Consider the following 11,552-nt stretch of genomic DNA (forward strand, 5'->3'; position numbering starts at 1 on the left):
GGATGGCGGCGGTCGCGTCCATGTCGAATTTCGGTAGGTACAGCCATTGCAGCACACGGGCTGGCAACAACATTGCCATTAAGAGTGTGCTTAACAGCTTGGCTTGGGAAATGCTTTCCTTCAGCTCTTCGAGGAACACCAGCGGCATGTCGGGGAGGATGGCGGCGATGTCGATATTGCGTTCTTTGAGTTTGTCGAGGAAACGCTTCGAGGTGTAAATCTTTTTCAGGCCAGCCTGCTGCACCGCGCTTTGCATGGCTTCGCTGCTGGCAGTGTAGTTGAGGTTGACCACGGTTTTGCCCAAAGACAGCGCTGCCATATTGGCGATCGCCCCGCCAGAGCTAGTGGGCAGCAGCAAACCGATATTCTGTTCCGGGCTGAGTTTTTTGATTTCGGCGGCAAAGCGGAATACGGCGGTGATGAAACGGTGGTGGCTCATCGGCGCGCCGATCACATCGGCGGCTGCGATGCGGAAGCTCATGCGCTTGGCCGAGCGTAGCCAGTTGAGTGGAATCGGGTCAAGCATGTGGGAATAGGCTTCCCAGGAGGCGAATGACAGGTCGAACACTTTCGGCTTCAGCTCATACGCCTGAATGCCCGCTGGCAAAGGGGCACCGAACGCCACCACGATGTCACGCTTGAACCCGGATTGCCGGTTCTGCCGCAAAAAACCACTGGAACGGGAGAATCGGCTGCCCCACAAGCCGTGCAGGTAAAATGGCACGATCACCGCGCTGGTGTTTTTCACAGCTTTTTCATAGCCGCGCTTGAATTCGCCGAGTTGCCCGGTGCGGCTGATGGCGCCTTCCGGAAACAGGCACACGGCTTCACCCGCTTGCAGCAGTTCGGTGACTTTTTCCAAGGAATCGGCGCTGGCCGTGCCGCTGATGGGCACCACCCCCAACCATTTGAGTATGCCTTTCAGATACCAGCGTTCGTAGTAACCTTTTTCGATCACAAAATGCAATTGGCGCGGTGAGGCCATTTGCACCAATGCCCAGTCGATAAAACTGATGTGGTTGCCAAGCAGCAGCACACCGCCCCGCGCAGGCAGGTGCTCAAAACCAACCACTTTCAGGCGGTAACGGGCATGGAACAGGCGGCTGACAATGAAGCGCAACAACGACTGCGGAATCTGGTAAATGGTGTACAGCGCCCCAACGGCAGTCACCACGGCCAGCAGGGTCATGAGCAACAAGTCGCCTGCGCCCAGCCACGCCAGCAGGGCGAACCCGCCGGTAAACGCCAATGTGACAGCCATCTGCAACAGGTGGTCAATGGCGCTTGCCTGTGGCAGGCGCTCTTCTGGCGCATGGTAGCCAAGCAATGCCTGTAAGGGGGCCACAAAAATCCCCCCCATGATGCCCAACAAAAGCAGCAGTGCCGCTGGCAGGGGAATGGCCAATTGCCAGCCTAGAAGGATAACGCTGCCCATGACACCCAGCGCGCCTACGGGTATCAGCCCGGTTTCAATATGGGTGCGTGAAAGGTGGCGGGCGATTTGGATGCCAATCAGCAAACCGGGGACAATCAGCGCCAACAGCAGCCAATGCGCCGGAAAGATGGCCAACAGGGTCAGGATGATGCTCCAGAACACGGCCTTGCCCATCAGGGTCAGCCACAGGTCATGGTGTTGGTGCGCCGCCCGCCAGTCTTGCCGGGTGCAGCCAGTTTGTTGGAGCCGCCACAGGCTCAGTAGGGCGAACGGCAGGATCACCAGCAGCACACTGGTTGGCTTTGTAACCCAGGTTTGCAGGATGGGGCTAATGACAAGGGCGGCAACAACAACCATAAACCCATAGATGCGCAGGGCGTGCGGCATGGGCTTTCTCCTCCTTCAGAAATCATTGTTATGTGTTGGCACGATACGTTTTACAAATTTATTGCGCAAGGAAAACCAGTGAAGTCTTGCTTGGCATTACCCAAGGTAGCAATCCTTCCCGTCTGTGTGTGGTTGGCGCGAGCCTGGGGATGCAGGCATACTACGCAGCTTGAGTTCCGCAACACCCTGAGGAGCAGCATGTTAGCCCGCATCCGTGAAGATATTTACTGCATTTTTGACCGTGATCCTGCCGCCCGCAATGTGTTTGAAATTATTACGACTTATCCCGGCCTACATGCTGTTTTGGTTCATCGCGCCAGCCACTGGTTGTGGGGCAATGGCATTAAATGGCCAGCAAGGGTGCTGTCGAACATCGCCCGCCTGTTCACCGGAATTGAAATTCACCCTGGCGCGACGATTGGGCGGCGTTTTTTCATCGACCACGGCATGGGCGTCGTGATCGGTGAGACTGCGGAGATCGGTGATGATTGCACCCTGTACCACGGCGTGACGTTGGGGGGGACTAGTTGGCAGAAAGGCAAACGCCACCCGACCCTCGGCAATGACGTGGTGATTGGGGCCGGGGCGAAAATTCTCGGGCCGATCACCTTGGCCAATGGCGCGCGGGTCGGCTCCAACGCGGTGGTTGTCAAGGATGTGCCGGAAGGTGCCACCGTGATTGGCATTCCGGGCAAGGTTGTCACCCCGCGCAAGATGAATGAAAAACGGCGGGAAGAAATTGCCGAAAAAATGGGGTTTGATGCGTATGGTGCCACCCAGGATATGCCCGACCCTGTAGCTAACGCGGTTAACCGGATGTTGGATCATATCCATTTGATGGATGAGCGCATGGATCGGTTGTGCGAGGAAATCCACCGTTTGGGTGGGGTGGTGGAAACCAAGCCACTGCCAATGCTGAAAGCCGAAGGGTTTGGCAGGGAGATCGGGTGATCAGTCTTCGCTGCTGCTGAACTGGTGTGTTGTGGAGAAGGGATGGCTTTTTGTTGTTCTGATGTTGCCACTTCTCAAAAGGGATAGGAAAAGTGTTAATACTTGACTGGTTTTGTCAGGTATTGTTAGGATGTCCCGCAGCCTGAATGGAGAGCATTAAGATGAAATTGACAACTAAAGGACGCTATGCGGTGACAGCCATGCTGGATCTGGCATTGCACACAGGTGAGAACCCTGTATCGCTGGCGGAAATATCAGAGCGGCAGGATATATCACTTTCCTACCTGGAGCAACTGTTCGCCAAGCTGCGCAAGGCTGGCTTAGTTGTTAGCATGCGTGGGCCTGGAGGCGGTTACCAATTGAATGGAGCGCCTGAAAATATTGTGGTGGCCGATATTATCAGCGCGGTTGATGAACATGTGGATGCAACCCGTTGCGGTGGGCTGGGTGATTGCCAGGACAACAAACGCTGCTTGACCCACGATCTATGGATGGACTTGAGCAACCAGATCCGCATGTTCCTGTCCGAGATTACGCTGGCGGATATGACTTCCCGGCTGGACGTGCGGGAAACAGCTGATCGCCAGAGCCGCAAGCGCATCGATTTCATCTCCCATTCACACTCCCATTAATCATGCCAGTGCAGGAACAAACCCAATGAGTGAATTGAAAACACCCATTTATTTCGATTACGCCGCAACTACGCCGGTTGACCCGCGTGTTGCTGAAAAAATGATGAAATACCTGACACTGGATGGCGTATTCGGCAACCCTGCCTCCAAAAGCCATGCGTTTGGCTGGGCGGCGGAAACAGCGGCGGAAGAAGCCCGCGCCCATGTCGCCGCGCTGATCAACGCCGACCCTAAAGAGATTGTCTGGACCAGTGGCGCAACCGAGTCCGACAATTTGGCAATTAAGGGCGCGGCCCATTTTAATGAGCGCCGTGGCAAACACATCATTACCTGCAAAACTGAACACAAAGCGGTGTTGGATACCTGCCGCCAGCTGGAGCGCGAAGGGTTTGAAGTGACCTACCTCGACCCTGAGGCCAATGGCCTGATTGATCTGGAAAAATTCAAGGCGGCTTTGCGGCCGGACACCAGTGTGGTTTCCATCATGCATGTCAACAATGAAATTGGAGTGATTCAGGACATCGCGGCCATTGGCGAGTTGTGCCGCGCCAATAAGACCGTGTTCCACGTTGACGCTGCGCAAAGCGCTGGCAAGGTTCCCATTGATGTGGAAAAGCTCAAGGTGGACATGATGAGCTTTTCTGCCCACAAAATTTACGGGCCCAAGGGCATCGGTGCCTTGTATGTCCGCCGCAAACCACGGGTGCGCATTGAAGCGCAGATGCATGGCGGCGGTCATGAGCGTGGGATGCGTTCCGGCACTTTGCCAACCCACCAGATTGTCGGTATGGGCGAAGCTTTCCGTATTGCCAAAGAAGAAATGAATGCCGAAAATGACCGTATCCTGATGTTGCGCAACCGCCTTTACGGTGGCCTTAAAGACATTGAGGAAGCTTACGTCAATGGTGACTTGGAACAGCGTGTCGCCGGTATTTTGAATATCAGCTTCAATTATGTGGAAGGCGAGAGCCTGATGATGTCGTTGAAAGACCTGGCAATGTCTTCCGGCTCCGCCTGCACCAGCTCCAGCCTGGAGCCAAGCTACGTGCTGCGCGCGTTGGGGCGGACTGATGAGCTGGCGCATAGCTCATTGCGTTTGTCCATGGGGCGTTTCAGCACCGTGGATGAGGTTGACTACGCGATTGAGCGCATCCGCACGGCGGTGGACAAACTGCGTGAACTTTCCCCACTGTGGGAAATGTTCAAGGAAGGCATCGACCTGAGCAAGGTTGAATGGGTTGCACACTAAGATTCTGAACGAGGTATAGATTCATGGCATACAGCGAAAAGGTCATTGACCATTACGAAAACCCACGCAACGTTGGCAGTTTCAACAAGGCGGATGTCAATATTGGCACGGGCATGGTGGGCGCGCCCGCCTGCGGTGACGTGATGAAACTGCAAATTAAGGTCAATGAACAAGGTGTCATCGAAGACGCCAAGTTCAAGACTTACGGTTGTGGTTCTGCGATTGCATCCTCCAGCCTGCTGACCGAGTGGGTGAAAGGCAAAACCTTGGAGGAAGCCAAACAGATCAAGAATACCGACATCGCGGCTGAACTGGACTTGCCGCCGGTCAAGGTGCATTGTTCCGTGCTGGCGGAAGACGCGATCCGTTCCGCGATTGAAGACTATCAGAAGAAGCAACAGCAGTAACTGGCAGGAGACTGACGATGATTACCCTCACTGACGCTGCCGCTGACCGGGTAGGCAAATTCCTTGCCAACCGGGGCAAGGGGCTTGGTTTGCGCCTTGGCGTCAAAACCAGCGGCTGTTCCGGCATGGCTTATGTCATGGAGTTTGTGGACGAATTGCAAGACGGCGACACCGTGTTTGAGAGCAATGGCGTCAAGGTCATTGTCGACCCTAAAGCGCTGGTGTATCTGGATGGCACGGAAGTGGATTATGCCCGCGAAGGCTTGAACGAAGGCTTCACGTTCGGCAATCCCAACGAGAAAGCGCGCTGCGGCTGCGGCGAAAGTTTCACCGTTTGATGATGTTGCAGGCGCTGAAGCAGGATTATTTTGCGCTGTTCGGCCTGCCCCGGCAGTTTGAGGTGGATGACGGTGCATTGGTGCGGCGTTTCCGTGAACTTCAGTCCCAGTATCATCCTGACCGGTTTGCCAGTGGCAGTGATCAGGAACGGCGTCTGGCGGTGCAGATCACCTCTTTCCTCAACGAAGCGTATGAAACCCTGCGCCATTCCCGCCTGCGCGCCCGTTACCTGTTGACGCTGGCGGGGGTGGAAATCAACGATGAACGCGACATCACTTCCGATCCAGCCTTCCTGATGCAGCAAATGGAAATGCGCGAGGCGTTGGAAGACGCTGAACATGCCGATGATCCGTTTGTGGCACTGGAGGTGGTGGGAGCGGAAATCCGCCAGACCCTGAAGGGACTGGAAAACGGTTTCGCGGCGGAGTGGTCGGCGGCGAATTACCCTGCCGCCAAAAACATCATGCTCAAAATGCGTTTCTACGAACGTCTGCTGGAAGATTTGCGCCAACGCGAAGAGCGTCTGGAAGACAGTCTCTAGGATTATCATGGCATTACTACAAATTTCAGAACCTGGCATGTCCACGACTGCCCATCAGCACCGGTTGGCGGCGGGCATTGATCTTGGCACGACCAACTCACTGGTGGCGAGTGTGCGTAGCGGCCAGGCCGACACCTTTCCCGATCCGCAGGGCAGGCATTTGCTGCCGTCAGTGGTGCGTTACCAAGCAGGCGTGGCTCCGGTTGTCGGCGATGAGGCCAAAGCTGCTATTACCGATGATCCGCTGAACACCATTGCTTCCGTCAAGCGTTTGATGGGGCGAGGGATAGGGGATGTGAAGCAGCTCGGCGGGCATTTGCCGTATCAGTTCGTGACAGGGGCTTCCGCCGTGCCGCGCATTCAAACCGCTGGTGGGGTTGTGGCGGCGGTTGAGGTGTCGGCGGAAATCCTGCGCGTTTTGAAGCAGCGGGCGGAACAGACGCTGGGTGGCGACCTGAGTGGGGTGGTCATTACGGTGCCTGCCTATTTTGATGACGCCCAACGGCAGGCGACCCGTGATGCGGCGACCTTGGCTGGCCTGAATGTCTACCGGCTGTTGAATGAACCCACGGCGGCGGCGGTCGCCTATGGGTTGGACAAGGCGGCTGAAGGTGTGATTGCCGTCTATGATTTGGGCGGCGGCACCTTTGATATTTCCATCCTGCATTTGAATAAAGGCGTGTTTGAAGTGTTGTCGACCGGGGGGGATTCCGCCCTTGGTGGCGATGATTTCGACCATGCCATCGCGGAATGGTTGTTGCAGGCAGCCGGGTTGGAAGAATGCTCCGAGCAGAAAATCCTGCGCACCGCGTTAGTGACGGCCCGTCACGCCAAGGAAGCGCTGACCACGCAGGAATCTGCGCCAGTGACTTTAGGCGCATGGCAGGGCGAACTGACCCGTAGCCATATGGATGCACTGATTGCGCCATTGGTGAAAAAGACCCTGACGGCATGCCGCCGCACGTTGCGTGACGCGAACCTTGATAAGGATGCGATCCAGGAAATTGTCATGGTTGGCGGTTCCACCCGTGTATTGACGGTGCGTGAGCAGGTGGCTGAATTTTTTGGCAAGCCGCCGCTGGTGGATATTGATCCTGATCGGGTGGTGGCGATTGGCGCTGCCATTCAGGCCGATGTGCTGGCGGGCAATAAGCCGGATTCCGAGATGTTGCTGCTGGATGTGATCCCGCTCTCATTGGGTTTGGAAACCATGGGCGGGCTGGTCGAGAAAATCATCCCCCGCAACACCACCATTCCTGTCGCGCGGGCGCAGGAGTTCACCACATTCAAGGATGGGCAATCCGCCATGTCGATCCATGTCCTGCAAGGGGAGCGGGATACAGTGGAGGCTTGCCGTTCGCTGGCGCGTTTTTCGCTGCGTGACATTCCGCCGATGGTGGCGGGGGCGGCGCGGATCCGCGTGACTTTCCAGGTGGACGCCGACGGCTTGCTGAATGTGACGGCGCAGGAGCAGACGACCGGCGTCAGCGCGGGCGTGGAGGTCAAGCCTTCCTATGGCCTCAGTGACAATGAGATTGAAACCATGTTGCGTGATTCCATGCTGCATGCGCGTGAAGACATGGAGGCTCGCCGTTTGCGCGAACAGCAGGTGGAGGCAGACCGTTCCATGGAAGCGTTGGATGCCGCGCTTGCCAGTGATGGGGATGTGCTGCTGGAGGATACCGAGCGGGCGGCCTTGCTGGCGGCCCGCGCCAAGCTTGCAGGATTGCGGCAGGGAATGGACTGGCGGGCGATTGAAGGCGGCATCAAGGCGCTGGAAAAAGCTGCCGAGCCGTATGTTGAGCGCCGTATGAACGCCAGTATCCGGGCGGCGATGGCCGGACATCGGGTCGACGAATTCAAGGGATAAGCAATGCCGAAACTGATCTTTTTACCGCATGAAGACGTTTGCCCAGAAGGGGCGGTCATTGACGCCGAGCCGGGCATCAGCATTTGTGACGCCGCCTTGCGGCATGGCATTGAAATTGAGCATGCCTGTGAAAAGTCCTGCGCCTGCACGACGTGCCATGTGTATATTCGTGAAGGCTTCGATTCGTTGGAAGATGCCACCGATCAGGAAGAGGATTACCTCGACAAGGCATGGGGGGTTGATCCGGATTCGCGCCTGAGCTGTCAGGCCAAGGTGGCGGATGAGGATCTTGTGATCGAAATTCCCAAATATACCATCAATATGGTGTCCGAAAACCACTAGGGAGGCGCGGGCATGGATGAACTCAAATGGACGGATACGCAGGAAATAGCCATTCAGCTATATGATGCGCACCCGGATGTGGATCCGCGTTATCTCCGTTTCACTGACCTGCATGCATGGGTGATGGAGTTGGACGGTTTTAATGATGACCCTAACAAGTCCAACGAGAAAATTCTTGAAGCCATCCAGCTAGCGTGGATGGCGGAAGCGGAGTGAGGGAAAGGAGGGCTGGTCAGCCCCCTTTCTGGTCGGATGCAGGCTTGTTGCTGTCAGCAGAAGCCAGTTTGCGCAAATCAGAGAGTTGTTGGGTCATGTCGGCGGCAAGGTTTTTGAACTGGCGGATTTCTTCGGCAGTCATGATGCCTTCCTGCGGCAATTCGACAGTCATGGGATTTTGGGGTTCGCCATTGAGGCGGAACTCATAGTGGACATGATTGCCGGTGGATGTCCCGGTAGAGCCAACATAGCCAATAACATCGCCTCGTTTGACGCTGTCGCCTGATTGCAGGTCTTCCCTGAAGGCGGACATATGGCCGTAAAGCGTAGTGATGTCCCCATTATGGCGTAATTCCACCACGTTGCCGTAACCGTTTTGCCGCCCCATGAATTTGACGCTGCCGTCGGCGGTGGCATGGATAGGCGTGCCGCGTGGTGCGGCGAAGTCTGTGCCGGTATGGCTTTTGAACAGCCCAAATACAGGATGGCGGCGCATGCCAAAACCTGAGCTCATGCGCCCATCCAATGGCTTGCGGTCAAATGCAGTGCGCTTGAGTTCGGTGTCGCCGTTTGGATGGAAGTAGTCAGTTTTCCCATCTTCAAGCGTGAAACGGATGCGCTGATAGGTGTTTTTGCCACTGGTGTATTCAGCAGCCAGTATTTTGTCTGTGTAAATGCTCTCGCCTTGATAACGGTAATCTTCAAAAATAAGGCCGACCTTATCGCCTGCCTTGATGTCCCGCTTGAAGTCAACATCCTGAAGGAAAACCTGGCCGAGCTGACGTATTAAAGAGCTGCCCAACCCAGCAGCTTTTCCGTCACGCTGAACGGAGTGTCTGACGCTGAAGGCGATTTTTGAATTGCGGACTTCAAGAATGTCTTTTTCCCAATGTCCCTTAAAGCCTTCGTCGGTAGCAGAGATAACATATGCATTATCCTTGTCTTTGGCGTAAATCAATTGTTGCAGGCTACCATCCACTACTTGGGTCAGAATATGGGCATCAGTTTTCAGGTGTTTCAATTCTTGTTTGATGGAAGGGTCTTCCAATAGCTTTTTCGATGTTTTCGCCAATTCAAGGACGCCCATAATGGATTCCAGAGTGTCGTTGTCAGCGACCGTCTGCATCGACCAACTGCCTTGGGTCGCGTCCGGCAGGACATCAACCGCATAGCCAGAAAACGATTCAACGGCAACTGCGGGCAGGTTTAAATCTTTGATGATTTGGGCGGGAGAGTTTTTATCCAGGTAAGGCTCATTTAGGCTCAGGATTTTGTCCTTTTCCGGGGAACTGATCATGGAGTACACCGGAATATTGCCCAGTGTTGCCAATCCGCAAGTTAGGAGGAGTGAGCGGGTGGCAATGTAGCGCAGGGGCTTTTTCGCAGAGGGGGAGGTTGGTGGGGCGATGGAAGCCTTTTTTTCCTGCTTGGTGTTGGTTGGGGTAGGTTTGAAGAAGCTTTTTGCAGGCTTGGGTTTGTAATCCCCTGGAATATTGATTTCAATGCCACCAGTGGGCAGGTTGTAATGCCGTATGGCCTCTTCCCAACTTTTTTTCTTTTTCTCAGGGAATGGCCTTCTGTTGGAAGATAACAAGGGTTGCACTCCATACTGAAGTCAAATTGTATTTTCTGTGTAAAAAACGTCCACAGAAACCCGTTAGTTTACGGAGGTTAGCGAGTATGTACTGAATTATTCCTGAATTCAATAGGTGTTGACTCACCACGTTTATCAGCCAAGAATGAACGACACTCTGCATCACTCGCTTGCTTCGTTATCTAAGAAAACTGTTAAACTTAAGCGTCTATGTAGATCAAAACTAAAGAATTGTCAATCCTGGAGCATGAATTAATGGATCATATTGCCGACCAAATGCAGGAGCTGATGCGCGGAAGCGAAGAAGTCCTTGTCGAGGCCGAATTCGTCGAGAAGCTTAAACAAGGACGGCCATTGCGCATCAAGGCGGGTTTTGACCCTACTGCGCCAGATCTTCATCTTGGTCATACAGTACTTATAAACAAGCTTCGGCAATTTCAGGAGGTAGGTCACCATATTTTATTCCTGATCGGGGATTTTACTGGGATGATTGGCGATCCAACCGGGAAGTCCGCTACGCGCCCCCCCCTGACTGCCGAACAGGTGCAGCAGAATGCGCTGACCTACCAGGAACAAATTTTTAAAATTCTGGATCCGCAGAAGACTGAGATCACCTTCAATTCCCGGTGGATGAGCCAACTTGGCAGCGCCGGTCTTATCCAACTGGCGGCCAAATACACAGTTGCGCGCATGCTGGAACGGGATGACTTCAGCAAGCGTTATAAATCCGGACAGTCCATAGCCATTCACGAATTCCTCTACCCTTTGGTGCAGGGGTATGACTCTGTCGCTTTGCAAGCCGATGTGGAACTGGGAGGGACTGATCAAAAGTTTAATCTGTTGGTAGGGCGTGAGTTGCAGCGTCAATACGGGCAGGAACAGCAAATCGTTATCACCATGCCATTGCTGGAGGGGTTGGACGGAGTCAACAAAATGTCCAAATCCTTGGGCAACTATATAGGCATTACTGACGCGCCCAATGACATGTTTGGCAAGATCATGTCCATTTCGGATGAGTTGATGTGGCGCTACTTTGAATTGCTCAGTTTCCGTCCGCTTGCTGAAATCAGGCGTTTCAAACAGGATGTCGAGCAGGGCATGAATCCGCGTGACCTCAAGTTTCTGCTGGCGGAGGAAATCATTGAGCGTTTCCATAGCCGTAATGCTGCGATTGGTGCCCGTGAGGAGTTCATTGCGCGTTTCCAGAAAGGCGCGATGCCGGATGATATGCCGGAGATCAACTTGGACAATGCGGGGGAAGGTATGTTGGTTACGGCATTATTGAAAGCAGCCGGATTGGTTGGCAGCACTTCTGACGCCATGCGGATGATTCAACAGGGTGCGGTGAAGATTGACGGAAATAAGATAGAAGACCGTAGCCTTATGATTGAAAAAGGTATTTCCGCTGTGTTCCAGGTGGGGAAGCGTAAGTTCGCCAAAGTTACGCTGAACTGACGAAAAAAAATATCAGAAAGTGATTGACTGCCTGAATGCTCCCTGTATAATGCGCAACTTCTTCAGGGGCAAACGCCTCTGAAACAGAAGGAAAATCAGAGACTTAGGTTGAAGGTTGGAAATCTGAAGTGGAC

12 protein-coding genes are annotated in these 11,552 nt (G+C 54.3%); 10 read left to right on the forward strand and 2 right to left on the reverse strand.

Annotated features, from left to right (window positions below; all coding sequences use genetic code 11):
- Window positions 1-1,822 (reverse strand): 1-acyl-sn-glycerol-3-phosphate acyltransferase (locus tag VSS37_RS10260; protein WP_324694921.1); only part of this gene is annotated, 1,822 nt, incomplete at its 3' end.
- A 198-nt stretch (window positions 1,823-2,020) separates the two neighbouring features.
- On the opposite strand from VSS37_RS10260, the gene cysE reads away from it, so the two are divergent.
- The 9 genes from cysE (at window position 2,021) to iscX (ending at window position 8,369) form a co-directional block, all read left to right on the forward strand.
- A complete protein-coding gene (cysE, locus tag VSS37_RS10265) occupies window positions 2,021-2,773 on the forward strand; it encodes a serine O-acetyltransferase (protein WP_324694922.1) in 753 nt (250 codons plus the stop codon).
- A 161-nt stretch (window positions 2,774-2,934) separates the two neighbouring features.
- Window positions 2,935-3,405: an Rrf2 family transcriptional regulator gene (locus VSS37_RS10270; protein WP_324694923.1), complete on the forward strand. Its 471-nt coding sequence runs from the start codon at window positions 2,935-2,937 to the stop codon at window positions 3,403-3,405.
- 25 nt (window positions 3,406-3,430) lie between these two features.
- Window positions 3,431-4,654: an IscS subfamily cysteine desulfurase gene (locus VSS37_RS10275; RefSeq protein ID WP_445971480.1), complete on the forward strand. Its 1,224-nt coding sequence runs from the start codon at window positions 3,431-3,433 to the stop codon at window positions 4,652-4,654.
- Window positions 4,655-4,677: 23 nt separating this feature from the next.
- On the forward strand, window positions 4,678-5,061 hold the full coding sequence (gene iscU, locus VSS37_RS10280; RefSeq protein WP_324694924.1) for a Fe-S cluster assembly scaffold IscU: 384 nt from the start codon (window positions 4,678-4,680) through the stop codon (window positions 5,059-5,061).
- A 17-nt stretch (window positions 5,062-5,078) separates the two neighbouring features.
- On the forward strand, window positions 5,079-5,399 hold the full coding sequence (iscA, locus tag VSS37_RS10285) for an iron-sulfur cluster assembly protein IscA (RefSeq protein WP_324694926.1): 321 nt from the start codon (window positions 5,079-5,081) through the stop codon (window positions 5,397-5,399).
- Window positions 5,399-5,941 (forward strand): Fe-S protein assembly co-chaperone HscB, encoded by a 543-nt coding sequence (gene hscB / locus VSS37_RS10290; protein ID WP_324694927.1) that lies wholly within the window; start codon window positions 5,399-5,401, stop codon window positions 5,939-5,941. The genes iscA and hscB overlap by 1 nt, the downstream gene beginning before the upstream one ends.
- Before the next feature lie 7 nt (window positions 5,942-5,948).
- Window positions 5,949-7,811, forward strand: coding sequence for a Fe-S protein assembly chaperone HscA (hscA, locus tag VSS37_RS10295; protein WP_324694929.1), 1,863 nt, complete (start codon window positions 5,949-5,951; stop codon window positions 7,809-7,811).
- Between the two features lie 3 nt (window positions 7,812-7,814).
- Window positions 7,815-8,153 (forward strand): ISC system 2Fe-2S type ferredoxin, encoded by a 339-nt coding sequence (gene fdx / locus VSS37_RS10300; RefSeq protein ID WP_324694931.1) that lies wholly within the window; start codon window positions 7,815-7,817, stop codon window positions 8,151-8,153.
- Between the two features lie 12 nt (window positions 8,154-8,165).
- Window positions 8,166-8,369: a Fe-S cluster assembly protein IscX gene (iscX, locus tag VSS37_RS10305; protein ID WP_324694933.1), complete on the forward strand. Its 204-nt coding sequence runs from the start codon at window positions 8,166-8,168 to the stop codon at window positions 8,367-8,369.
- 16 nt (window positions 8,370-8,385) lie between these two features.
- Here the strand turns inward: iscX and VSS37_RS10310 are convergent, their stop codons facing one another.
- On the reverse strand, window positions 8,386-9,963 hold the full coding sequence (locus VSS37_RS10310; RefSeq protein ID WP_324694935.1) for a M23 family metallopeptidase: 1,578 nt from the start codon (window positions 9,961-9,963) through the stop codon (window positions 8,386-8,388).
- Between the two features lie 255 nt (window positions 9,964-10,218).
- On the opposite strand from VSS37_RS10310, the gene tyrS reads away from it, so the two are divergent.
- The gene (tyrS, locus tag VSS37_RS10315; RefSeq protein ID WP_324694936.1) at window positions 10,219-11,418 is read left to right on the forward strand and encodes a tyrosine--tRNA ligase; all 1,200 of its coding nucleotides are present in this window, start codon (window positions 10,219-10,221) and stop codon (window positions 11,416-11,418) included.
- Window positions 11,419-11,552 lie beyond the last annotated feature (134 nt).

The organism is Candidatus Thiothrix phosphatis, assembly GCF_035668035.1.
Lineage (GTDB): Bacteria > Pseudomonadota > Gammaproteobacteria > Thiotrichales > Thiotrichaceae > Thiothrix > Thiothrix phosphatis.

Bases quoted from the DNA above. Each gene is read 5' to 3' on its own strand.
- VSS37_RS10270 (WP_324694923.1), top strand. From the start codon at position 2,935: ATGAAATTGACAACTAAAGGACGCTATGCGGTGACAGCCATGCTGGAT.
- tyrS (WP_324694936.1), top strand. From the start codon at position 10,219: ATGGATCATATTGCCGACCAAATGCAGGAGCTGATGCGCGGAAGCGAA.
- hscA (WP_324694929.1), top strand. From the start codon at position 5,949: ATGGCATTACTACAAATTTCAGAACCTGGCATGTCCACGACTGCCCAT.
- iscU (WP_324694924.1), top strand. From the start codon at position 4,678: ATGGCATACAGCGAAAAGGTCATTGACCATTACGAAAACCCACGCAAC.
- hscB (WP_324694927.1), top strand. From the start codon at position 5,399: ATGATGTTGCAGGCGCTGAAGCAGGATTATTTTGCGCTGTTCGGCCTG.
- iscA (WP_324694926.1), top strand. From the start codon at position 5,079: ATGATTACCCTCACTGACGCTGCCGCTGACCGGGTAGGCAAATTCCTT.
- cysE (WP_324694922.1), top strand. From the start codon at position 2,021: ATGTTAGCCCGCATCCGTGAAGATATTTACTGCATTTTTGACCGTGAT.
- VSS37_RS10275 (WP_445971480.1), top strand. From the start codon at position 3,431: ATGAGTGAATTGAAAACACCCATTTATTTCGATTACGCCGCAACTACG.
- iscX (WP_324694933.1), top strand. From the start codon at position 8,166: ATGGATGAACTCAAATGGACGGATACGCAGGAAATAGCCATTCAGCTA.
- fdx (WP_324694931.1), top strand. From the start codon at position 7,815: ATGCCGAAACTGATCTTTTTACCGCATGAAGACGTTTGCCCAGAAGGG.